This is a genomic window from Pseudomonas sp. EA_15y_Pfl1_P101, assembly GCF_963970835.1.
Lineage (GTDB): Bacteria > Pseudomonadota > Gammaproteobacteria > Pseudomonadales > Pseudomonadaceae > Aquipseudomonas > Aquipseudomonas tritici.
The window spans coordinates 126,277-147,779 of sequence record NZ_CAXAPA010000012.1; the positions used below are offsets into that span (position 1 = coordinate 126,277).

A 21,503-nucleotide genomic window follows, 5' to 3' on the forward strand; every position below is an offset into this window, starting at 1 on the left:
CAGTCGCCTTGAATCAAACATCGCACTGCACCGCCTCAGGATTTATGAGACTCAAGCCCTTACCCCTGTTCTGCCTATTGTTCATGCCAGGCCTTGGCGTCGCTGCCGAGAAGACCGTGTATGGCCTCAACGAATACGCCCAATTGGCCGGCATCAATCTGGAAGTCGCCGCCAAACTGGACACCGGTGCCAAGACCGCCTCCCTCAGCGCCCGCGACATCAAGCGCTTCAAGCGCAATGGCGAATCCTGGGTTCGCTTCTACCTGGCCATCGACACCGCCCATTCCCACCCCATCGAACGCCCCCTGGCGCGCGTCAGCAAGATCAAGCGCCGTGCCGGTGACTACGACCCCGATGAGGACAAAAACTACACCGCCCGTCCGGTGATTGCCCTAGACATCTGCATGGGCACTGCTTTACGCAGCATCGAAGTGAACTTGACTGACCGCAGCGCATTCCAATACCCGCTGCTGATTGGCTCCGAAGCGCTGAAACGCTTTGATGCGCTGGTCGACCCCAGTCTTAAATACGCAGCGGGCAAGCCCGCTTGCGCCGCCGACGCTCATACCGCCGAGTAAAACGAATGCGCTCTCTGACCCTGCACCTGAAATTCCTGATCGCCATCCTGGTGGTGTTGGGTATTTCGGTCACCACCTATCAGATCTTCGTGCTGGGGATCCCCGTTACCGAGGACGCCACCGACGACTTGTGGAACATCGACGCCAAGGTCGAGTTCGTCGCCAACCCGAAAGATCCCGTGAAAATCCAGATGTTCGTACCGCCCTTGAGCCGCGACTTCGTCAGCCTCAACGAGAGCTTCATCTCGAATAATTACGGCGTGAGCGTCAACCGCACCGACGGCAACCGCAAGGTCACCTGGTCGGCACGCCGCGCCAAGGGCAACCAGACCCTGTATTACCGCCTGGTCCTGACCAAGCGCTACAGCGGCGAAAAGGTCAAGGTCAAGGGCCCCACCTTCCGCGACAGCATCGCGGTGGAAGGCCCGGAGAAGATCGCCGCCGAAGCCCTGCTTGCGCCGATCCGCCAGCACTCGGCCGACGTCGAGACCTTTATTACTGAAGCCATCAAGCGCACCAACAACCTCAACGACGACAATGTGAAACTGCTGCTCGCGGGCGATCCGTCGACGCCGCACAAAGCCAAGATCGTCGAATTGCTGCTGTCCATTGCCCACGTGCCGGTGGAAAAAGTCCACACCATCCGCCTGGTCGCCGACCAGCCGCAAAGCCCGGAACTGTGGCTGCGCAGCTTCAACGGCAATGAATGGTTGTACTTCAACCCGGAGACCGGCGAACAAGGCCTGCCCGCCGACCGCTTGCAGTGGTGGACCGGCGATGAAAACCTGATCACCGTCGATGGCGGCAAGAAGGCCATGGTGACCTTCAGCCTGAACAACAGCGAAATGAACGCGATTCGCCTGGCCAAGCTGACCGACGAGAACACCGACGCCAACTTCCTCGAATACTCGCTGTACGGCCTGCCGCTGCAAACCCAGCAGACCTTCATGATCATGGTGATGATCCCGATCGGCGTGTTGGTGATTTTGATCCTGCGCAACCTGATCGGCCTGCAGACCCTGGGAACGTTCACCCCGGTGCTGATCGCCCTCGCGTTCCGCGAGACGCAGCTGGGCTTCGGGATTGTGCTGTTTACGATTATCACGGCGCTGGGTTTGTCGCTCAGATCGTACCTGGAGCACTTGAAGCTGCAGATGCTGCCGAGGTTGTCGGTGGTGTTGACCTTTGTGGTGGTGCTGATCGCGGCCATCAGCCTGTTCAGCCATAAACTGGGGCTGGAGCGTGGGCTGTCGGTGGCGCTGTTCCCGATGGTGATTTTGACCATGACCATCGAACGCCTGTCCATCACCTGGGAAGAACGCGGCGCCAACCATGCGTTGAAAGTGGCGATTGGTACGCTGTTCGCCGCATCCCTCGCGCACTTGATCATGAGCGTGCCGGAGCTGATCTACTTTGTGTTCACCTTCCCAGCCATCCTGCTGATTTTGGTGGGCTTCATGCTGGCCATGGGTCGGTATCGCGGCTACCGCTTGACCGAGCTGGTGCGATTCAAGGCCTTCTTGAAGGCAGATCAGTAATGTTCGGATTCTGGAAGACCTGGAAGGCGCTGGAAGCGCGGGGGATCATGGGCATCAACCGGCGTAACGCCGACTACGTGCTCAAGTACAACAAGCGCAGCCTGTACCCGATTGTGGATGACAAGATCATCACCAAGGAACGCGCGCTGGCGGCCGGCATCCATGTGCCGGAAATGTACGGGGTGATCTCCACCGAGAAGGAAATCGACAAGCTCAACGAGATCATCGGCGGGCGCAGCGACTTCGTGATCAAGCCGGCCCAGGGCGCCGGCGGCGACGGCATCCTGGTGGTGGCGGACCGCTTTGAAGGGCGCTATCGAACGGTGTCCGGCAAGATCATCAGCCATGAGGAGATCGAACATCAGATTTCCAGCATCCTCACCGGCCTGTACTCATTGGGCGGCCACCGTGATCGCGCGCTGATCGAATACCGCGTGGTGCCTGACCAGATCTTCAAGAGCATCAGCTATGAAGGTGTGCCGGACATTCGCATCATCGTATTGATGGGTTACCCGGTGATGGCCATGCTGCGCTTGCCGACCCGCCAGTCGGGCGGCAAGGCCAACCTGCACCAGGGCGCGATTGGCGTCGGCGTCGATCTCGCCACCGGCTTGACCCTGCGCGGCACCTGGCTGAACACCATCATCACCAAACACCCCGATACCACCAACGCGGTGGATGGCGTGCAACTGCCCAACTGGGACGGTTTCATGAAGCTCGCAGCCGGCTGCTATGAGCTGTGCGGGCTGGGTTACATCGGCGTGGACATGGTGCTGGACCAGGAGAAAGGCCCGCTGATCCTGGAACTGAATGCGCGGCCTGGGTTGAATATTCAGATTGCCAACGACTGCGGTTTAACCTTGCGTACGCATGCGGTGGAAGCGCGACTGGAAGAACTGAAAGCAGCCGGCGTGACGGAAACCCCGGAAGAGCGGGTGAAGTTCGTGCAGGAAATGTTTGGGCATATTGGGGCTTTCGCCAGCTAAAAGCTGCAAGCTATAAGCTTCAAGACACAGCCCTCGTGTTTGTTACACTTGCAGCTTGAAGCTCAAAACTTGCAACTGCCTTTAAGGCCCCTCATGTCAACCTGTTCCGTACACCCGCTGCCCTACCGGGCCAACCCCGCCGAGTATTTCGCGGTCATTCGCCACGCGCCTGGTGCCGTGCTGCTGGACAGCGGCCGGCCAGCGGCTGAACGCGGGCGGTATGACCTTCTCAGCGCTTGGCCGCAAGCGACGCTGACGGTATCGCCTGACGAAAGCGGTGGCGATTTCCTGCAACGGTTGCGGGAAAATCTCACGCAGCTGGGTGAGGCGGATTTGCCTGTCGGGTATGAGCTGCCATTTGCCGGAGGCCTGATCGGCTACCTGAGCTATGACTTTGGTCGGCACCTTGAGCAGATGCCACACCTTGCAACAGACGACCTGCACCTGCCGGATGCGCGCTTTGGGCTGTATGCCTGGGCGCTGATCAGCGATCACCACACGCAGACCAGCCAGTTGGTGTTTCATCCGGCACTGGCCGACAGCGAGCAGCAACGGTTGATTGCGCTATTCAGCACTGGCGCTATCGACGCGCCCGCGTCCTTCAAACTTCAAGGCCCCATGGCCCCGGACCTCACCGCCGAGGCTTACCGCCAGGCCATCGCGCGCATCCAGGATTACATTCAGGCCGGCGACTGTTACCAGGTCAACTTTGCTCAACGCTTCCGTGCACCGTGCATTGGCGATCCATGGGTCGCCTACTGCGCATTGCGCAAAGCCTGCCCGACACCGTTCTCCGGGTTCCAAAGCCTGCCGGACGACGGCGCGGTACTGAGCCTGTCGCCCGAGCGCTTCGTGCACATCAGCAAGCGTCGCGTCGAAACCCGCCCCATCAAAGGCACCCGCCCACGTGGCCTGACGCCCGAAGAAGACGCTGCCAACGCTGCCGAACTGCTGGCCAGCCCCAAGGACCGCGCCGAAAACCTGATGATCGTCGACCTGTTGCGCAACGACCTCGGCCGTACCTGCCGCACCGGCTCGGTGAGCGTGCCGGAGCTGTTCAGCCTGGAAAGCTACCCTAACGTCCACCATCTGGTGAGCAGCGTTATCGGCGAGTTGGCCGACGACAAAGACGCTCTCGACCTGATCGCGGGCAGCTTTCCCGGCGGCTCCATCACTGGCGCACCGAAGATCCGTGCGATGCAGATCATCGACGAGCTGGAGCCTACTCGACGCGGGCTGTACTGCGGTTCTTTGGTGTATCTGGATGTTCGGGGGGAGATGGACAGCTCCATCGCCATCCGTAGCTTGCTGGTCAAGGAGGGGCAGGTCTGCTGCTGGGGCGGCGGCGGGATTGTGGCGGACTCGCAATGGGAGGCGGAGTATCAGGAGTCGCTGACGAAGGTGCGGGTGTTGTTACACACTTTGGAAGGCTTGTAGCGTCAGCGCCCCCGAGTTCCAGGTGGGAATTTACTCTTTGAAACGGGTACCAGTGGGCGGGTATCAGAGGTGTTGAACCACAAGCGCACGCTCAGCCTGTCGATGATCAAGCGGCTGCACGAAGGCTTGCGTATTCCTTATGAGAGCTTGCTGGCAGGGGTTTAGGCGGTGAACCTGCTGACCCCATCGCAGGCAAGCCCGGCTCCCACATTTGATCGGGTTCACATCATTCAAATGTGGGAGCTGGCTTGCCTGCGAAGAGGCCACCAGCCGCGCCGAAGGACTTACAGGCTCAACGGGCGATTCGACGCCTTGATGAACTCGTTCTTCAAATCCTCAAACGTATGCACCGCCGGGAACTGCGGGAACTCGCGGATCACATTCTCCGGCGCATGGAACAGAATCCCACGGTCGGCTTCGCCCAGCATGGTGGTGTCGTTGTAGGAATCGCCTGCGGCGATCACGCGGTAGTACAGGCTCTTGAAGGCCAATACCGACTGGCGCTTGGGGTCTTTCTGACGCAATTGATAACTCACCACGCGGTCGGTTTCGTCGGTGATCAGACGGTGGCAGAGCAGGGTAGGGAAACCCAGTTGGCGCATCAGCGGCTGGGAGAATTCGTAGAAGGTGTCTGACAGGATCACCACCTGAAAGCGCTCACGCAGCCAGTTGACGAACTCGATAGCGCCGTCCAGCGGCTTGAGGGTGGCGATCACTTCCTGGATGTCGGCGAGCTTGAGCCCGTGTTCATCGAGGATGCGCAGGCGTTGCTTCATCAGCACGTCGTAGTCGGGAATGTCCCGGGTGGTGGCCCGCAGGGATTCAATACCGGTTTTTTCGGCGAAGGCGATCCAGATTTCCGGAACCAGTACCCCTTCCAGGTCAAGACAGGCAATTTCCACAAGACACTCCCATTTAGATGTTGTTGATTGAGCGGGCAAAAGGACTGCCGAACTCTAGCGACTCACGCTCGCCGCCGCAACGCAGGGCGGATTTTGATACCATCACTCCCCTATAGAGCGCTCAGCGCCACTGACCTGTAGGAAACCGTCCTGATGAACCAAGCCTTCGACGTCGTTGAACTCGCCGCGACTTACGCCAACAAGTCTGCGCAGGACATTCTCAAGCTGGCGTTCAGCCAGTTCGGTGATGATCTGTGGATTTCCTTCAGCGGCGCCGAGGACGTGGTGCTGGTAGACATGGCCTGGAAGCTGAACAAGAACGTCAAAGTGTTCAGCCTCGACACCGGCCGCCTGCACCCGCAGACCTACCGGTTTATCGAGCAGGTGCGCGACTTCTACAAGATAGACATCGAGTTGATCTCACCAGACCAGCGCGAGCTGGAGCCCTTCGTCAAAGAGAAGGGCCTGTTCAGCTTTTACAAGGACGGCCATGGCGAATGCTGCGGCGTGCGCAAGATCGAGCCGCTGCGCCGCAAGCTTTCCGGCGTAAATGCCTGGGCCACCGGCCAGCGCCGCGACCAGAGCCCGGGTACACGGAGCCAGGTGGCTGCACTGGAAATCGACACGGCGTTCTCTACGCCTGAGCGCACTTTGTACAAGTTCAACCCGCTGGCGCAGATGACCAGTGAGGAAGTCTGGGGTTACATCCGCATGCTGGAGCTGCCGTATAACAGCTTGCATGAGCGTGGTTTCATCAGCATTGGTTGCGAACCTTGCACGCGTCCGGTGTTGCCGAACCAGCATGAACGCGAGGGGCGTTGGTGGTGGGAAGAGGCTACACAGAAGGAATGTGGGTTGCATGCGGGGAACATCATCAGTAAGGCCTAAGTCCTTAGCGCCCACATTTGTTTTGTGTTGACCTCTAGAATGTACACATAGATGTAACCATCGGTGCCATTTATGTGTGCAATCCTCCTCGATGCGCACCATAACGTAACACCTCTACTCGCCCTCTGTTTTCCGTCGTGATCTATCCCTCTCCCATAGAAAAATAAATAGCTGTTCAAACGGTCAATTTATATCGCTTTTAATTCAGCGAGTTATTTATAAAATCTACAAAAAGGAAATTATCCGTCGTTTTCATAGATCGAAAACTGGCACGCATGTGGCTTAAGGTGAAATACGCTTTGTATACAATAAATACAAAACCTACATACACTTTGCCATCTGCGGCCCGACTGCTGATGTGCCGGAGCCTGCCGGAATGCGTACTAGCCTCTCGAATGACATCGCACTGGATCTGCCCTCCTCCCTGAACCCCGAGGCGACACTTCCGGGCCCGCTGGTACTCAGCCCGCGCCTACATAACAAGGACCTGGCGCCCACCAAGGTCGAAGGCCGGCGTTGGGGGCGCTACAGCATCTTTGCGTTATGGACCAACGACGTACACAACATCGCCAACTACTCGTTCGCCATTGGCTTGTATGCATTGGGCCTGGGCGGCTGGCAGATCTTGTTGTCCCTCGGCATCGGTGCGGCGCTGGTGTACTTCTTCATGAACTTGTCGGGCTATATGGGGCAGAAGACCGGCGTACCGTTTCCGGTGATCAGCCGCATCAGTTTCGGCATTCATGGCGCACAGATTCCGGCGTTGATCCGCGCGGTGATTGCGATTGCCTGGTTCGGTATCCAGACCTACTTGGCCTCGGTGGTTTTCCGCGTATTGCTGACAGCCATTCATCCAGGCTTCGCCGACTACGACCACAACTCCATCCTCGGTCTGTCATCCCTCGGCTGGGCCTGTTTTGTGGCGATCTGGCTGGTGCAACTGGTGATCCTGGCCTACGGCATGGAAATGGTGCGCCGCTATGAAGGCTTCGCCGGGCCGGTGATTCTGCTGACGGTAGCCTCGTTGGCCGGTTGGATGTACTTCCAGGTCGGCGGCAATATAGCCTGGTCGATCCGTGAACCGCTGAGTGGTGGCGAGATGTGGCGCAATATCTTTGCCGGCGGCGCGCTGTGGCTGTCGATCTACGGCACGTTGATTCTGAACTTCTGCGACTTCGCCCGCTCTTCGCCGTGCCGCAAGACCATTCAGGTCGGCAACTTCTGGGGCCTGCCGGTGAATATTCTGGTGTTCGCTGCGATCACGGTGCTGCTGTGCGGCGGGCAGTTCCAGCTCAATGGCCGGGTGATCGAAAGCCCGACCGAGATCATCGCAGCCATCCCTGATACCGTGTTTCTGGTACTGGGTTGCCTGGCGTTCCTGATCGTCACCGTGGCGGTGAACATCATGGCCAACTTTGTCGCGCCGGCCTTTGTGCTGAGCAACCTGGCGCCCAAGTACCTGAACTTCCGTCGCGCCGGGTTGATCAGCGCGACCGTGGCCGTATTGATCCTGCCGTGGAACCTCTACAACAGCCCGCTAGTGATCGTGTATTTCCTGTCTGGCCTGGGCGCACTGCTGGGGCCGTTGTACGGGGTGATCATGGTCGATTACTGGTTGATCCGTAAAACCCAGGTGGACGTGCCACAGTTGTATAGCGAAGACCCCCGTGGTGTTTATTACTACAGCCGCGGGGTCAATTTACGTGCAGTGGCGGCGTTTGTTCCTGCGGCAGTGATCGCCATTCTCCTGGCCCTGCTGCCCGGTTTCGCCAGCGTCTCACCGTTTTCCTGGATGTTTGGCGCCGGTATTGCAGCGCTGCTGTATGGGCTGATCGCCAAGCGCCAGCCGTTCTACGCCGATGTCAGCGGCGAAAGCATTGCAGTCGATAACGTCAGTCATTAATCAAGGACATTCCATGCGTATCCTCGTGGTCAACGTCAACACCACCGAATCCATCACTGAAACCATCGCCCAGCAGGCACGGGCCGTGGCCGCGCCGGGCACCGAGATTGTCGGGCTCACGCCCTACTTCGGCGCGGAGTCGGTAGAGGGCAATTTTGAAAGCTACCTGGCGGCCCTCGCGGTGATGGACCGGGTGATGGCCTACGACCAGCCGTTCGACGCGGTGATCCAGGCCGGCTACGGCGAACACGGTCGCGAAGGCTTGCAAGAATTGCTCAACGTGCCGGTGGTGGACATCACCGAAGCCGCCGCCAGCACCGCGATGTTCCTGGGCCATGCGTACTCAGTGGTGACCACCCTGGACCGCACTGTGCCGCTGATCGAAGACCGCCTGAAACTCGCCGGCCTGTACCAGCGTTGCGCCTCGGTGCGGGCCAGTGGCATGGCGGTGCTGGAGCTGGAAGAAGACCCGTTGGCGGCGATGGAGGCTATCGTGCGTCAGGCCGAACTGGCCATCCGCGAGGACAAAGCTGAGGTGATCTGCCTGGGGTGTGGTGGCATGGCCGGGCTGGATGAGCAGATTCGCCAGCGCACCGGGGTGCCGGTGGTGGATGGCGTGACGGCGGCGGTGACCATTGCTGAGTCCTTGGTACGGTTGCGGTTGTCGACGTCGAAGATCAGGACGTATGCGACGCCGCGGCCGAAGAAAATCATTGGCTGGCCGGGCCAGTTCGGCCGGTAGACCGAGGTGTGGTCATCCTTGGCTTGACCAAAGGGTTGGCGCGGGATCTGGGGCCTCGCGGGATTACCATCAATAACGTGCAGCCTGGGCCGGTAGATACTGATATGAACCCGGCGAACAGTGATTTTGCCGAGAGTTTAATTGGGTTGATAGCGGTGGCGGTGTATCAGCCAATTTATCCAGCGACTGATACTCCGCTATCGCAGGCAAGCCAGCTCCCACATTTTTTTGACCGCGTTTTGGTCAGGAGAGCGGCGGCAGGCCGTAGGCGGCCAGGTCGAAATCCGCGAGTTTGCGGATGATCTGGTCGGCGTGGTGGTATTTGCTGTCGGCCATTGCTTCATCCGGCACGGCGATGGCGGTCATGTGGGCAGCCTTCGCGGCGGTCACGCCGAAGGGCGAATCTTCGAACACCAGGCAATCCTCGGGCGCAACGCCCAGGCGGCGCGCGGCGGTGAGGAAAATGTCCGGCGCAGGTTTGGCGGCGCCGACTTCCGGGTCGTCAGCGGTGACGATGGTGTCGAACAGGGCAAACCATTCGCGGTGCAACGTGGTCTTGTGACCAAACGAATTGCGCGACGAACTGGTGCCCACAGCAATCGGAATATTGTGCGCTTTCAGGTGCCGCACCAATGCTTCGGCGCCGGGCATGCCCAACGCCTTGGGGAAGCGCTCGCTCATCAGCGGTTCACGGATCTCGAGAAACTCGGCCGGTGTGATCGGCAAATCCAGCGCCTTGACCACGTAGTCGGCCAAATCCTGAGCGCCACGCCCGATGATGTGCTGCTTAATGCTCCAGTCATAGGTACGGTCGTAGCGTTCGGCGATGATCTGCGTGACTTCGGTGTAGATGCCTTCAGTGTCCAGCAACAACCCGTCCATGTCGAAAATCACGGCCTTGATCGGACCGACTGCGGTATGCGGTGCATTCATCACTACAGAACCCTGGAGGAAGGACTAAAAGGATTCAGCACAATACCGGCCCGCGCGGCTTGCAAGCAACCTGTGCAGTTGCCAAGCAACAATCACATACAGCAACAGCTCTGATCGCCTGACTTCAGCGGGACAAGCTAACGTTGGGAGGCACCGGGTGTAAGGTATTCCCGAAAAAACCTCAAAACACTTATTAAATCCTTATAAAAATATAAGATTTATATAAGGCTAAACAGGAAAAAATGGTTAATACATCTCCCCACATACAGATCATCAACGATACCAAAGGCGAGCCTGCGTTTGTGGTCATCCCATACTGGCAGTACTTTTCACAGCTGGGACGGGACCACCTTATCCCGCATCAAGTCGTCGGCCTGATTGTCGATGGCTTTACTCCCATCCGCGCCTGGCGCGAGCACCTGAATCCAACGCAAAAAGAAGCAGCCAACCGCCTGGGCATCTCCCAATCGGCATTTGCTCAGCAAGAAACGGTGAACAAGCCTCGTAAGATCACACGAGAGAAGATAGCCAAAGCGTTCGGCATCCATCCGAACCCGTTGAAGCTTTAGGATCTATGGCAAGTCATCATCCACACCCCTTCCTTTCACGCCTGCGACGTTGCAGTCTCACGCGACCATTGCAGTCGAGGTGTTTCACCTGCCTTGCCCATTGACCCGTTGGGAAAACCTGTTTCGTCATCTCGCCGGGCAGGACGTCTATGGCGGTGGGTTCATCGAGCATTACATCCTCACACTCATCTACCCCGCCGGGCTGACCCCACAGATCCAATGGGGCTTAGGCGCGCTGGTGCTGATGATTAATATCGCGGTGTATGCGCGGTTGATCCGGCGTTACGTACAGGCTTGAGACAGCTTCGCTGGTGAAGAATCAGACGCCCTCATTCCCTTCACAGACGCCGCCATGTCCGAAGCCTTCGAAGTCCCCAGCCCCCACGAAAAACACGTCGAACACACCACCGAACATGCCCACGGCCGCGGGGACAATTTCGCCAGTCGTATCGCCGTGATGACCGCCCTCATGGCCACCCTCGGCGCCATGCTCAGCTACCAGGCCAGCTCCACGGAAAGCGAAGCGGCGATGGACAAAAACAACGCCGCCATTTTCAAGACCGAAGCCGCCAACCAGTGGAATTACTACCAGGCCAAATCCAGCCGACAAAACCTCGCGGAACTCGCCACGCACATTCCAGGTGTGGACGCGGTGCATTACAAGGAAGAGATCGAGCGCTACAAGGGCCAGAAGGAAGACGTGCGCAAGCAGGCCGAAAAGCTTGAAGCCACGTCAACGCAGTGGGATGAGAAGTCGGAGCAGGCGCTGCACCAGCATCATCGCTGGGCCCAGGCGATGACCGCGATTCAGATCGCGATTTCGTTGGCGGCGATTACGTTGCTGACGAGGAAGGAGTGGTTGAAGCGTGTGTCCTACGCGGCAGCGGGTGTGGCCGTGCTGTTGGGTAGCTTGGCATGGCTGCATATCTGACACGGCGCAGGCTAAATGTGGGAGCTGGCTTGCCTGCGATGACGGACCATCACTCAACATCATCGTTGACTGTCACACCGTAATCGCAGTCTGGCCAACTACCAGATCTACTGACTTGCGCTGAACTGAATCAGGCCCGATTCGCCGCTCTGCTGTGGTGGAAGTACAAGTAAGCCAGCCCAACTGGCGCAATGAAAATAGCCATGCTCCAGCAGATCGCCATGGTGAACACCTTGACGGTCAGCATCAGAATCGCATTCACGAAGAACACGTTGTTGCCAAAGATGTAATCCATGATGCTTTCGTAAACGAAGCGTGCGTAGGGGTAAAGCACGCTGTTGACCACGCAATAAAACAGAGCACCCATTGTGAACACTCCGGTTTTCGAGTGGGTAAGCGCGGTATAGATCAGCACGGGAAAAATCAGCCCGAACAGAAAATTGCGAATGTAGTACTGGGCAGAAAGCCCGCCGAATGTCTTGCGAAGCACCGGATGCATTTAGATCCCTCTGAATGGCGTGTTGGAAAGGCGGCGACCTTAGCAAGTCCTGGAATTCATGACCAGCATTTGTAATGCCCTTTGCCATCACACCGCGATAGCGTAAAACCTCAAACAAATCCGTCCCGTTTATCCATCTATCTACAAGGAAGTACTCATGCGGGCGCCGGGGGAAACCATTGTTATCGACAACGTACTGCTGATGGTGCGGCGGCGAGCCCGATAGCACCGTTGCGGATTGGGATGGGCAGTTATCCGTTTGGGTCGGCGGGGCCGTTATTGAGTACGCAAGAGACACCCTGAACGAGCGGCGTACCATGGGCCTGACTTTCGGAGATGCCCCATGAATCTCAGCATTGTTTACGCACTCGCGGCAGCTGCCCTTTTCGGCGCCAGCACCCCACTCGCCAAAAGTCTCGGCCTGGGCCTGCTCGCAGGGTTGCTGTACCTCGGCAGCGGCCTAGGACTCGCCGTCTTACGCCTCATCCGTGATCGCGGCTGGAAACCTTCCGGGCTGACGTCTTCGGAGTGGCCCTGGTTGCTGGGTGCCATTGGGTTGGTTGCTGGACTGGTGAACTGCAGCCTCGCGCTCTATCTGGTTCTCCTGACTGTTTTTCCGATTACATGCAGGTATCGGAACATGAAATCTTCAGGCAATTGATTTCAATATGTTGCCCGAGCAATTAGAGTAGCGCCCCTCGAGAATTGGATCTCGATATTTTGTCCATGGAGTTACACAGTGAAGTACGTCAGTAAAGCAGTTGCCGCAGCCGTTCTTGGTCTCGCCCTCGCAGGTTGCACCGGCACCGCTATCAAATCCCCGCAATACGACAGCAGCCAATACACCGTGCTGGGTCACAGCGAAGCCAGCGCCACTGGCATCATGCTGTTCGGCGTCATCCCGATCGGCCAGAACAGCCGTTTCGTTCGCGCCCAGGATGCTGCCATCAAGGCAAAAGGCGGCGATGCGCTGATCAACACTCAGGTCCAGGAAAAATGGTTTTGGGCGTGGGTGCTGAGCGGTTACACCACCAAGATTTCGGGTGATGTGGTCAAGTTGAAAGCTGCGAAATAAAGCAGTACGCATAAAAAAACACCGGGCATTGCCCGGTGTTTTGGTTTTTTGAATGTGGATTTAATGCATCACGCCCCCCATCACTCGTTTCAGACTCGAGCGGGTGACACGATGATTTTCACATTGTGCTCCTTGTTGTTGACCAGTTCCTCGAAGCCCTGACCCACGATCTGCTCCAACTGAATGCGCCCAGTCACCAGCGGTGTGATGTCCAGCCGTCCATCCGCGATAAAAGCGATCACGTCAGCGAACTCGCCGTTGTAGGCCAGTGCACCCAGTACCTGCTTTTCCGTGGCCACCAACTCGAAAAAGTTGAACTCGCTGGGCTCCTCGAAAATCCCCACCAGTACGCACTTGCCGGCCTTGCGGATCAAATCGATCGCGAGCTTGGCCGTGTGTTTGTTACCGATGCATTCGAAACTGACATCCGCCCCGAGCCCACCCGTCAGGCGTCGTACCTCAGCCATAACGTCGCATTGATTGGGATCGAGCACATGCGTCGCCCCCACTTCCAGGGCCTTGGCCTTGCGCGCTCCGGACATTTCCAGAGCGATCACCTGAGCCGCACCGGCCGCTTTGGCGCACATGATGGTGCACAGGCCAATGGTGCCGGCACCGACCACCACAACGTGTTGCCCGAGTAGGCTTCCGGCTTTTTTCACCGCGTGCATGCCCACTGCCAGCGGCTCAATCAGTGCCCCCGCTTCGGCCGGAAAGTTCGCCGGCAACTTGTACAGCAGGTTGGCTGGCACATTGACCAGTTCGGCGAAGGCACCATTATTCATCAACCCAGTGAACGCCAGATTCTCGCAAATGTTGTACAGCCCGTGGGTGCAGTAGTAGCACGTGCCGCAATGTTGGCACGCATCGGCCGCCACCGGTTCGCCGACACTGAAGCCCTGCACACCGTCACCGAGTTCGACGATCTCGCCACAAAACTCATGACCGAGAATGCATTGGCCCTTAATCCCGGTCAGCGGGTGCGGAGCGTCAACCGGTATGAACACCGGCCCCGCCACGTACTCATGCAAATCGGACCCGCAAATTCCGCACCATTGCACACGGATCTGCACCCAACCAGCAGGCGGCGAAATCGGCAGCGGAACATCCTCGACACGAATATCATTGCGGCCGTGCCAGACAGCGGCACGCATGCTGCGTTGCGGTTTGATCGAAAGGGTCATCGCGACATCTCCTTGAGACGGTTGGTCCTGGCGCCCCGCAACCGTCCGCCGGCAGAGGCCTCAGTGCTATTGCACAGCGGCCAAAACCAGTCGATTGAGCGAGACATCGGGCACTTCTTTTTATTATTGGTTGACCAGTCGGGCTGGGTACTGGGGCTAGAGCAAAGCCGGTGCCAGATCCGCAAAAACACCTGGGCAACCCTTTTTTAGAGCGGCGGGATGGGTACTCAAGGATGGCGAGGATCGAGTTCAGGTGAGACGCTGCAGGTCAGACCACATTAGGTAGACACGAGACGGTGAGACGTTGCGTCTCAGCGCTAGGCGCGAGCAATGAAGCAAGTAGGGATCAATGAAGACGGCCATACCAGCAGCCTGTGTTCCCATGGATATTCCCATATGGGCCTTTTTTGACCTTCTGAAAACACAAAACCCCTGAAAACTTTAACGTTTTCAGGGGTTTTGTCGTTTCAAATTTGGCGGTGAAGGAGAGATTCGAAACTACCCGTTCGCTGTTTTTGAAAGCAAAGCCCCCGGTTTATAAGGGCTGCAGCCCGGTGGTGCGCGCAAGATCTGTCCCATGTCAGTCCCATGGCTTAAATGCACCAGGTTGCGGAAAACGGTCAGAACAGGCGTTTTGAGTGATTTATGTTGAGGCATGGGAAAAAGGTAATTTTGGTAATGAGCTATGAAAAACCGGATAAATCCCAATAAAATCAGGTATTTGATATAGTTTTATAGAGGTAATAATAAGGTAAGTAAATGGTTAGAAAATTACTTTCAGTGCTAGTAATGTCAGTGAGCCGCCAAACCCAGTAAAATGGGGACTTGAACAAAATATTACCTCTCTCGTTACCTTATATTACCCTCCAAGGTAATGGCTGAAATCCACGTCCCGTAAGGGTTCCAGCCCGTTCTGACCTACCGATTACTAATATTACCCTTTCCCCATCCCTCGCCTGAAAAATAGCCATGCGCTAACGGTTTTGCCGTTTTTTTCCACACGCTTTTGATGGGTACTGACAGCCGGCAATTGATGGCGATGCTGTGCAACGTCTCAGAATGCCGGAAACCCAGACAGGCTGGGCCTCACAGTCGTTTTCGCGTAGGACTCGACAGCGGCTGGTAGGCCTCTGATATGAATGGTTCCGAAAACGAAAACATCGCCTGCAGCAGGTTTTCACAACCATACTCCCCGTAAACCGGGCGCCTCGTCTGCGTGACCACTCCGCTGCCGTCCTGTGACGCATATGCAAGGCCACTGCACTTTTTTGCAAAGCCTTGCACTCTGTGCAATCGCGAAACATCCCCCAGACCCCGCAGCGGGCTTGGGCAAGGGCACCGTTTGCACCCACTACCCGTTTGCACAAAAAAGGGACACAAAGCCCGTCGGCGGGAGGGGGATAAGTGCTTTTTCGCGATTATTTTTCCCGTATTACACGTTTTTTTGCTAGAGGGATAATGGACTAATTGACAGCACCCAGATTGACTGGCGTACTGCCATGCATAAAAGGAAGGTCAGCAATGGCCGAATTCAAAGCGGGCGTATACGACGTCGGAAAGAAACCGATGCGCAGTGCCGGTAGCTTCCACAGGGAGCAGTGCGATGTTTTCGTTAAAAGATTACGCAGAGAGTGTTCGTCAGGGAGACTTGCTTATTGATTTCGTGTCTATGACTGTCTGGCAACCGTGCGCCAACGGATTAGAACTAGGCGGTCACGGACTTATAAAAATCAATGTCTCCGGGGCTCTACTCTGCGATTTTATTTGCACGAGCGCTAACGGCTTAAAATTATCCATGTATGGTGAAAGCTATCAATTTGACAACGAAGACGATTCGAAGAATCTTAAATTTATAGCTGTCGACGTCCAGGGCAATACATGGGTAGCGGAAAACTTCGCACTACATTTAAGAATAATGAATGCCACCCCGCCTTTCAAATGTAATTTTTTGCTAAGCGAAATAATACATCATACCAAGCAAAGCATACCTGGACAGCAACAGAACTACCTTTGGTTTGAAAGCCTAGAATCCAGCCACATCCCAAAAAACACAGTAAACTCAATCGAAGACACTCTTACAGGCAAGTCATTTAATAGAAACCAGACCAATCTTGACCTAGACAATTTCAAAGTATCAATCGTAGATCAAGAAAACTATACGACCGTTTATGCAAACGGGAGCTTTGATGTAGACCGCTTATTCGAAGCGTTAAAATTTTATATCGGCTTCACGAGTGGAACCATGCTCACTGCATGTGTTTTAACAACGCGAACGGGCGACGACATAAAACATCACATCCGAAGCATAAACAAAAAAATCAACAAAACAAAGATTCCCAAGCCAGTTAATGACCTGCTTATGCTTTCTCAAGATGAGTGGAATGACCCTTATCACTTCCAACTACTTCCAAACATTCTAACAATCCAGAAAAAACTTCCACGTTTTTTTAACAGCACCGTTAGCCAGTGGAAGAGAGTATGGCAGGGCTTTAATGCTACACAATCGATTACAGCATTGACGCTTACTGTATCAATAGAAGGGCTACTGATAGATCTGTTTATTCCAAAACTGGAAACGGATAGCGCGGACTCTAACTTCGAACTTCAAAAAGATGAGATAATTAAAACACTAAGAAAAACTGAAATAAACTCTACTCATTTAGAGACGATCATTACAAACGTAAAGCGTTGGGGAAACATTCACGCTAATGCAGCATTAAAAATTCTTGCTGAAAAAGGGCTTATTACAAAAGACGAAGTCAAAGCATGGATAGATCTGAGAAACTCGTCTGCGCACCCCAAATTCGCTGAAATGACGGCAAAGAGAGAAGCTAGGGAACGCGGTCGATTGATGCGGTGCCTGAGCCTCTACTACAAACTAAATCTGAACATATATGGATATACAGGTGCTTATACATTTTACGAACCCCACAAAATCATGGATGTCATGATGCCGATTGTTGAAATATTCAACGTAGAATTTGACCGATCAAATAACTGCAAACAATAGCCCCCTTCAACATAACGCCTGTTGCAAATGCGTCCCCAACCAATTCACTAACAAAAAGGCTAGACAGACATGCAGTTAATTGACATTTCAAACCTTATTATAGCGGCCATAGGAAAACTGTTCTCAACAGAGGTATTTATAGCGCTAACTGCCGCATATATTGGGGCAAGAGCAACCAGCAAAGCAACAACAAAAGCTCATAACTATTCAATCAACAAATCAAAACACGACGAAATTGAAACTACCCGAAACACGCTTAAACTGATCAAGGTCGAGTTAACGTCAGCGTGGGAAATCTATTTCTCTGAATACGGCTCCGACTTATTGGAACTACCGAACGGAGAACCCTGTACAGATATTTTTCCTATCGGGAAAAATCCATTTCCGATTTACGACTCTGCACCTTCCTGCCTAGCCAACATAGACCCTCAATTATCAGCAAAAATAATCCGTAGTTACATGCGAGTCAAAGGCTTAATATCAATGATCAATCTAAACAATGCTGACTGCCAGATCGCATTTAGCGCAGGCAGGAATGCTACTCAAGAACTAGCAAATCGGGCGATCGCAGAGGGAAAAGAAATAAATGAGGAACTCACAAAAAGACTCGATGAATATCACGATTACTACGCAATTCAAGAAGCGCGGAAGCTAAGAATGGACCAAACAGCACACGCGATGAAGCTCCTCACGATAGAGCTACAAGACTTGCTTTCGATAGTTTCAAAAGACATAGATTGCTTCATCAGCACAGCACCAGAAAATTTAATCACAAAGTAATTGATTCAAGCTCACCATTCAGAGCCCTTAAGCTTTGTGCATACTGCATAAAAGCGCTAGCGTTAGAAGGTACTGGTGTTGAAGCATGGGTATGTGTCGCTAGCTGTATGTTCATTTGCTCAACTACTCCAAGCAAATCACATACTACTTGGAAGATATTAACCGCCTCAGACCCCATATGATTTTTAGGAGCGACCAACCGCTGACTGACCGCGGACAAGCTTTCGCGCAGCCCCGCGATCCTTTCCTCCATATCGCCACCCACCGTGGCGTTGTGCTTCTGCCCCACTACTAGGTTCAAGTCCCGCCCAGTCGCCTGGTGCAGATCATCCACCGCCGCCAGGCTCGCAGACCCGCCCGAAAGCAGCTTGAGCGCGCCCAACGCCTCGATCGTCTTGATCCCACCCACTGACTCAGTGGAATGGTCGTCCACCGTCATGGTGTGGGTCTGGAACGTTTCCATGTTGCCCATGGCCTCGACTTCCCGCTCGATCGCCTTATCTCGAATCTTGCCGTCCGTTTGACGCAGCCAGTTGCCGTCCGCGTCCACACGCTGCTGACAGGCTTCGCTGTGCTGCCACACCTGGTCACCCTTCGGCACGCTGGGCATGCTCAGGCCGTGGGGCAGGATTGTCTGGATATAAGGCTTGTGCGGCAGGCCGTAGGCAAAGCACACCACGACTTGGGTGCCTTCCTCGGGGAACGCATAGATCCCCATTTCCTCGCCACCAGTGGGCAGGGGCAACGGCACACCGGCCAGGATCGGCAGCTTGGTGTCTGGCTCGCCGTCCGGCCCCATGACCTCGATGTCGACCGCATAGCGCGGCCGGAAGTCGTCACAGATGCCGGCGCCGGCCGGGGCGTCGGCCACGGCGACAACGCGGGCGAAGCGTGGCAGGTGATAACCACCGGTGAGTTCGGGGAATTGTCGTTCTACGCTGCGGCGGATTGCGTCGTCCATCGGATGGCCATCTGGTTGTCGATGAGCGCCATACTGGTGATGCGCTCGCCTTGGTTGATTGTTGCACCTGGTCGCAACCCGGGAAGGGCTGCAATCATTGCGCTTTGATTGCCCTGGTAGTCGTCGAACAGTTCCACCGGCAGCTGCAGCGGCGAGCGAACGCCAAAGAAGCTGTCGGCCCAACTGCCCACGAACACCTCCCCGTCACCCTGCTGCTGCCAGATGAAGTCGGGAATGTTGAAAACCCGGGCCAGGCTGTCCATGGCTTGGTAGCCGGCAGCCAGGCTGTAGAAGAACGGCGCCTTAACGCCGGCGTAGGAACGATCCGGGACGCGAAAGCGCAACCCGGTGTGCTGGCCGATCTCGATCAGGACGGCGCGCAGATCGACGTGGCGCAGATTCAGCGGCAGCGGGTTGGCCAGGATCGCGGCCAACTCGCGGCAGAACAGCACCTGTTGGGTGCTGCTGGCCGTGGTGGAGCGTTCGACGTAGCCAATGAAGTGTCGCTGCAGCGTGTTGCCGTTGTAGCCGATATCGAGCGTCACCAGCCCCTTGACCGGCGCCGAGGCTTGAATGGTGAATGTCGCCCGGCCGGGGCTTTTCACGTCCAGCCGGACTTCGCTTTTGACCAGGACATAGGGCACGCCGTTGATGGCCAACTCCTTGTGCAGCTTCATGTGTTAGCCCCGCCCAGCCAACCGTCCACCTTTTTCAGCGTGGCTTCAAAGCCGGTCAGATCCTCCGGCCCGCTGCTGGAATCGCCACCGGTACCGCCGCTGCCACCCACTGCCCCGCCGGGGCCAGATTGTGCGGTGACCGCGTTACCCGATCGCCGGCCCTCGACTTTCTCAGGGTTCGACAGCTTTTCAGTCAGGGTGAACTGGATCAGCCAGCCGCGCAGGTTGTCGTCCTCCCGGGCGCTCACGCCTTCGGTGAACGTCACTTGGCGCATACCAAACGCGGCGGCGGTGTCGTTGACGATGCGGTAGGTCTTGAGCTGGCCACCGCCTTCGGTCGCTTCCACCAGGCGCATCAGGTCGCGCAATTGCACCTGGTCAACGAACGGAATCATCAGGTTGACGGTCAGGGTCTTGGGCTTGAAGCCCTTGTGCCCCTTGTCCGTATTGCTGGTCTGGCCTGACAAATCGTCACTCTCGATGCGCAGATTGCCGGTGACCTTGAGGTTCTTCCCGCGTACCTCTTGTCCATCCAGTAGCAGCGTCATAGGCCAACCAACTCGCGGACGAAGCTCAACCCCTTTTCCGATCCCACAAGGAGCGCGCCGGCACAGAGCACCCATTCATGCCCCGGGGCGTCACCGGCCAGCAACGCCTGGCGCAGCTCGGTGGCGTTGCCTGGTCCGATCAGGCGCGCGCGCGTACTGCTGTCAGGGAGGCCGCCGGCGAGTGAGGCTTTCAGGTCGGCCAGTTGCTGATCCCGGCCCTGCTGTTGTGCCGCCTTGCGGTTGGCAAGCGCGGCAAGGTCGGCCATGGGCGAGCTGTCGGCCGCGTAGCTCTCCAGTACCGCGAGCTGGCCAGACATGGATTGTTGCGCGGCCGTGACCACGGTGCAGCGCTCCAGGGGCAACGCCTGCCAACGCGGCAGCGTGCCGGCGGCGGGGATCTCCCATTTTTCCGTCTCCAGCTTCGACAGGTGCCGTGCGCGGCGCTCGGCTCGCACCAGGTCAGGCATGGGCAACAGCGCATTGAAGCGGGCCAGGCTCTCGGCCAGTTGATCAAAGCGCGTGGCCAGGAACATCAGGCACAAGGCGAACTGGGGGCCATCCGGCCGACCGTTGTCGCTCACGTCCACCAGTTTGCCGGCCAGGTGCTGCAGCAGGTTCGGTGCCGACAGGAAGCGCTGATAGCCGCGACCCTGGCCGATACCACTTTGAAACGGCGTCACCACCAAGCACGCCGGGGCCTCGCCCATCTGATCCGCCAATGCCCCGCGGCCGGCTACGATCGCGCCCTGGGCGGCGTCACCCACCGGCCCCGGGTTGGTGCTGGTCTTGCCGTTCAGATCCGCCAAGCGCTTGGCAGTACTGACCTGCTCGGTGCTGGCCAGCTCCTTGGCCGCTGACAGCTGCCCCATCCAGTGGGTAGCCTGAGCCGGCCAGCGCATTGCGACGGGCGCCCAGGTCATGGGTTCAATACCAACTGAGACTCAAGCCAAACAGGCTCAGCGGGTCGATGCGAAACCTTGGGAAAGAACTCCGACTCGGGCCAATCCCGCAATGCCCGACGATAAACCAGTAACTCGGCGAACTGCTCATCTGTCAGAACGGAAGGGACGTTCATCTCCCGATCGTCACGGTGACGCGTTACCAGCCATTCGTTGAGAGACAGCTGTGTATCCCGCCACCGGCGTTCCATCGTCGCCAGAGCATTGGAATCCTGCTCAACCTTGATCAAGCAAGGCTTATTTTTCGCATTGAGCGACAACTGCAGGCCGTGCGACGGGCCGGAAACCAACTGTTCGTGAAGCTCATCCGAAATCTCGAAAGCATCAGTGGGTATCGAGAGGCTGAATTCGGTGTCGTAAAAGCCCATTGTTGAAGCGCTGAATAACTTGCTCATGATCGTTC

Annotated in this window: 21 protein-coding genes and 4 pseudogenes; 16 read left to right on the forward strand and 9 right to left on the reverse strand. The window is 56.5% G+C overall.

The window, feature by feature from the left end; translation table 11 throughout:
- Positions 1-44: 44 nt before the first annotated feature.
- From rloA to AACY36_RS19685, 5 genes and pseudogenes are all read left to right on the forward strand, one after another.
- On the forward strand, positions 45-578 hold the full coding sequence (rloA, locus tag AACY36_RS19665) for a retropepsin-like aspartic peptidase RloA (RefSeq protein ID WP_339418834.1): 534 nt from the start codon (positions 45-47) through the stop codon (positions 576-578).
- 5 nt (positions 579-583) lie between these two features.
- Positions 584-2,116 carry an osmotic stress tolerance membrane protein RloB gene (gene rloB / locus AACY36_RS19670; protein ID WP_339418836.1) on the forward strand — a complete coding sequence of 511 codons (1,533 nt, stop codon included), beginning with the start codon at positions 584-586 and terminating at the stop codon, positions 2,114-2,116.
- Positions 2,116-3,102, forward strand: coding sequence for an alpha-L-glutamate ligase-like protein (locus tag AACY36_RS19675; protein ID WP_339418837.1), 987 nt, complete (start codon positions 2,116-2,118; stop codon positions 3,100-3,102). The genes rloB and AACY36_RS19675 overlap by 1 nt, the downstream gene beginning before the upstream one ends.
- 93 nt (positions 3,103-3,195) lie before the next feature.
- On the forward strand, positions 3,196-4,539 hold the full coding sequence (pabB, locus tag AACY36_RS19680) for an aminodeoxychorismate synthase component I (RefSeq protein ID WP_339418839.1): 1,344 nt from the start codon (positions 3,196-3,198) through the stop codon (positions 4,537-4,539).
- Between the two features lie 45 nt (positions 4,540-4,584).
- Positions 4,585-4,704, forward strand: a pseudogene (locus tag AACY36_RS19685) (transcriptional regulator); the annotation flags it as partial.
- Between the two features lie 119 nt (positions 4,705-4,823).
- Here the strand turns inward: AACY36_RS19685 and thrH are convergent.
- Positions 4,824-5,441, reverse strand: coding sequence for a bifunctional phosphoserine phosphatase/homoserine phosphotransferase ThrH (gene thrH / locus AACY36_RS19690; protein ID WP_339436457.1), 618 nt, complete (start codon positions 5,439-5,441; stop codon positions 4,824-4,826).
- 153 nt (positions 5,442-5,594) lie between these two features.
- On the opposite strand from thrH, the gene AACY36_RS19695 reads away from it, so the two are divergent.
- The 4 genes and pseudogenes from AACY36_RS19695 to AACY36_RS19710 form a co-directional block, all read left to right on the forward strand.
- Entirely contained in the window at positions 5,595-6,329 is a 735-nt protein-coding gene (locus tag AACY36_RS19695; protein ID WP_339418842.1) for a phosphoadenylyl-sulfate reductase, read from the forward strand.
- 376 nt (positions 6,330-6,705) lie between these two features.
- The gene (locus tag AACY36_RS19700; protein ID WP_339497436.1) at positions 6,706-8,232 is read left to right on the forward strand and encodes an NCS1 family nucleobase:cation symporter-1; all 1,527 of its coding nucleotides are present in this window, start codon (positions 6,706-6,708) and stop codon (positions 8,230-8,232) included.
- A 13-nt stretch (positions 8,233-8,245) separates the two neighbouring features.
- Positions 8,246-8,974: an aspartate/glutamate racemase family protein gene (locus tag AACY36_RS19705; RefSeq protein ID WP_339427928.1), complete on the forward strand. Its 729-nt coding sequence runs from the start codon at positions 8,246-8,248 to the stop codon at positions 8,972-8,974.
- A 14-nt stretch (positions 8,975-8,988) separates the two neighbouring features.
- A pseudogene (locus tag AACY36_RS19710) lies at positions 8,989-9,141 on the forward strand (SDR family oxidoreductase); the annotation flags it as partial.
- A gap of 76 nt (positions 9,142-9,217) precedes the next feature.
- On the opposite strand, the gene AACY36_RS19715 reads toward AACY36_RS19710, so the two are convergent.
- Positions 9,218-9,907, reverse strand: coding sequence for an HAD-IA family hydrolase (locus AACY36_RS19715; protein ID WP_339418847.1), 690 nt, complete (start codon positions 9,905-9,907; stop codon positions 9,218-9,220).
- Between the two features lie 242 nt (positions 9,908-10,149).
- Here AACY36_RS19715 and AACY36_RS19720 point away from each other — a divergent pair, with 242 nt between their 5' ends.
- From AACY36_RS19720 to AACY36_RS19730, 3 genes and pseudogenes are all read left to right on the forward strand, one after another.
- Positions 10,150-10,476 (forward strand): helix-turn-helix domain-containing protein, encoded by a 327-nt coding sequence (locus AACY36_RS19720; protein ID WP_339418849.1) that lies wholly within the window; start codon positions 10,150-10,152, stop codon positions 10,474-10,476.
- A 67-nt stretch (positions 10,477-10,543) separates the two neighbouring features.
- A pseudogene (locus AACY36_RS19725) lies at positions 10,544-10,774 on the forward strand (DUF2784 domain-containing protein); the annotation flags it as partial.
- Positions 10,775-10,828: 54 nt separating this feature from the next.
- Entirely contained in the window at positions 10,829-11,407 is a 579-nt protein-coding gene (locus AACY36_RS19730; protein ID WP_339427926.1) for a DUF4337 domain-containing protein, read from the forward strand.
- A 130-nt stretch (positions 11,408-11,537) separates the two neighbouring features.
- On the opposite strand, the gene AACY36_RS19735 is transcribed toward AACY36_RS19730, so the two are convergent.
- Positions 11,538-11,906, reverse strand: coding sequence for a hypothetical protein (locus tag AACY36_RS19735; RefSeq protein WP_339418852.1), 369 nt, complete (start codon positions 11,904-11,906; stop codon positions 11,538-11,540).
- Positions 11,907-12,249: 343 nt separating this feature from the next.
- On the opposite strand from AACY36_RS19735, the pseudogene AACY36_RS19740 reads away from it, so the two are divergent.
- Together AACY36_RS19740 and AACY36_RS19745 are read left to right on the forward strand one after the other, a co-directional pair.
- Positions 12,250-12,459, forward strand: a pseudogene (locus AACY36_RS19740) (EamA/RhaT family transporter); the annotation flags it as partial.
- 186 nt (positions 12,460-12,645) lie between these two features.
- Positions 12,646-12,981, forward strand: coding sequence for a hypothetical protein (locus tag AACY36_RS19745; protein WP_339497437.1), 336 nt, complete (start codon positions 12,646-12,648; stop codon positions 12,979-12,981).
- Positions 12,982-13,070: 89 nt separating this feature from the next.
- Here AACY36_RS19745 and AACY36_RS19750 read toward each other — a convergent pair whose 3' ends face one another.
- The gene (locus tag AACY36_RS19750) at positions 13,071-14,135 is read right to left on the reverse strand and encodes a 2,3-butanediol dehydrogenase (protein ID WP_339418893.1); all 1,065 of its coding nucleotides are present in this window, start codon (positions 14,133-14,135) and stop codon (positions 13,071-13,073) included.
- Positions 14,136-15,768: 1,633 nt separating this feature from the next.
- Between AACY36_RS19750 and AACY36_RS19755 the strand changes: the two genes are divergently transcribed.
- Together AACY36_RS19755 and AACY36_RS19760 are read left to right on the forward strand one after the other, a co-directional pair.
- Entirely contained in the window at positions 15,769-17,175 is a 1,407-nt protein-coding gene (locus AACY36_RS19755; RefSeq protein ID WP_339497438.1) for a hypothetical protein, read from the forward strand.
- Positions 17,176-17,244: 69 nt separating this feature from the next.
- Complete coding sequence (locus AACY36_RS19760) at positions 17,245-17,955, forward strand: hypothetical protein (RefSeq protein ID WP_339497439.1); 711 nt, start codon at positions 17,245-17,247, stop codon at positions 17,953-17,955.
- Here AACY36_RS19760 and AACY36_RS19765 read toward each other — a convergent pair.
- From AACY36_RS19765 to AACY36_RS19785, 5 genes are read right to left on the reverse strand one after another with little or no spacing between them, the layout of a single operon-like run.
- Entirely contained in the window at positions 17,945-18,916 is a 972-nt protein-coding gene (locus AACY36_RS19765) for a hypothetical protein (protein ID WP_339497440.1), read from the reverse strand. The two genes, AACY36_RS19760 and AACY36_RS19765, sit on opposite strands and share 11 nt — an antisense overlap.
- A complete protein-coding gene (locus AACY36_RS19770) occupies positions 18,889-19,593 on the reverse strand; it encodes a hypothetical protein (RefSeq protein ID WP_339497441.1) in 705 nt (234 codons plus the stop codon). The genes AACY36_RS19765 and AACY36_RS19770 overlap by 28 nt, the downstream gene beginning before the upstream one ends.
- Positions 19,590-20,141: a baseplate complex protein gene (locus tag AACY36_RS19775; RefSeq protein ID WP_339497442.1), complete on the reverse strand. Its 552-nt coding sequence runs from the start codon at positions 20,139-20,141 to the stop codon at positions 19,590-19,592. Before AACY36_RS19775 ends, AACY36_RS19770 begins: the two co-directional genes overlap by 4 nt.
- Positions 20,138-21,061 carry a hypothetical protein gene (locus AACY36_RS19780; protein WP_339497444.1) on the reverse strand — a complete coding sequence of 308 codons (924 nt, stop codon included), beginning with the start codon at positions 21,059-21,061 and terminating at the stop codon, positions 20,138-20,140. Before AACY36_RS19780 ends, AACY36_RS19775 begins: the two co-directional genes overlap by 4 nt.
- The gene (locus AACY36_RS19785) at positions 21,058-21,495 is read right to left on the reverse strand and encodes a phage tail assembly chaperone (protein WP_060765821.1); all 438 of its coding nucleotides are present in this window, start codon (positions 21,493-21,495) and stop codon (positions 21,058-21,060) included. The genes AACY36_RS19780 and AACY36_RS19785 overlap by 4 nt, the downstream gene beginning before the upstream one ends.
- Positions 21,496-21,503: the final 8 nt, after the last annotated feature.

What these genes read in the sequence shown, in the direction of transcription:
- rloA (WP_339418834.1), top strand. Translation starts at nt 45, where the DNA reads ATGAGACTCAAGCCCTTACCCCTGTTCTGCCTATTGTTCATGCCAGGC.
- rloB (WP_339418836.1), top strand. Translation starts at nt 584, where the DNA reads ATGCGCTCTCTGACCCTGCACCTGAAATTCCTGATCGCCATCCTGGTG.
- AACY36_RS19675 (WP_339418837.1), top strand. Translation starts at nt 2,116, where the DNA reads ATGTTCGGATTCTGGAAGACCTGGAAGGCGCTGGAAGCGCGGGGGATC.
- pabB (WP_339418839.1), top strand. Translation starts at nt 3,196, where the DNA reads ATGTCAACCTGTTCCGTACACCCGCTGCCCTACCGGGCCAACCCCGCC.
- AACY36_RS19695 (WP_339418842.1), top strand. Translation starts at nt 5,595, where the DNA reads ATGAACCAAGCCTTCGACGTCGTTGAACTCGCCGCGACTTACGCCAAC.
- AACY36_RS19700 (WP_339497436.1), top strand. Translation starts at nt 6,706, where the DNA reads ATGCGTACTAGCCTCTCGAATGACATCGCACTGGATCTGCCCTCCTCC.
- AACY36_RS19705 (WP_339427928.1), top strand. Translation starts at nt 8,246, where the DNA reads ATGCGTATCCTCGTGGTCAACGTCAACACCACCGAATCCATCACTGAA.
- AACY36_RS19715 (WP_339418847.1), bottom strand. Translation starts at nt 9,907, where the DNA reads ATGAATGCACCGCATACCGCAGTCGGTCCGATCAAGGCCGTGATTTTC.
- AACY36_RS19720 (WP_339418849.1), top strand. Translation starts at nt 10,150, where the DNA reads ATGGTTAATACATCTCCCCACATACAGATCATCAACGATACCAAAGGC.
- AACY36_RS19730 (WP_339427926.1), top strand. Translation starts at nt 10,829, where the DNA reads ATGTCCGAAGCCTTCGAAGTCCCCAGCCCCCACGAAAAACACGTCGAA.
- AACY36_RS19735 (WP_339418852.1), bottom strand. Translation starts at nt 11,906, where the DNA reads ATGCATCCGGTGCTTCGCAAGACATTCGGCGGGCTTTCTGCCCAGTAC.
- AACY36_RS19750 (WP_339418893.1), bottom strand. Translation starts at nt 14,135, where the DNA reads ATGCGTGCCGCTGTCTGGCACGGCCGCAATGATATTCGTGTCGAGGAT.
- AACY36_RS19755 (WP_339497438.1), top strand. Translation starts at nt 15,769, where the DNA reads ATGTTTTCGTTAAAAGATTACGCAGAGAGTGTTCGTCAGGGAGACTTG.
- AACY36_RS19760 (WP_339497439.1), top strand. Translation starts at nt 17,245, where the DNA reads ATGCAGTTAATTGACATTTCAAACCTTATTATAGCGGCCATAGGAAAA.
- AACY36_RS19765 (WP_339497440.1), bottom strand. Translation starts at nt 18,916, where the DNA reads ATGGACGACGCAATCCGCCGCAGCGTAGAACGACAATTCCCCGAACTC.
- AACY36_RS19770 (WP_339497441.1), bottom strand. Translation starts at nt 19,593, where the DNA reads ATGAAGCTGCACAAGGAGTTGGCCATCAACGGCGTGCCCTATGTCCTG.
- AACY36_RS19775 (WP_339497442.1), bottom strand. Translation starts at nt 20,141, where the DNA reads ATGACGCTGCTACTGGATGGACAAGAGGTACGCGGGAAGAACCTCAAG.
- AACY36_RS19780 (WP_339497444.1), bottom strand. Translation starts at nt 21,061, where the DNA reads ATGACCTGGGCGCCCGTCGCAATGCGCTGGCCGGCTCAGGCTACCCAC.
- AACY36_RS19785 (WP_060765821.1), bottom strand. Translation starts at nt 21,495, where the DNA reads ATGAGCAAGTTATTCAGCGCTTCAACAATGGGCTTTTACGACACCGAA.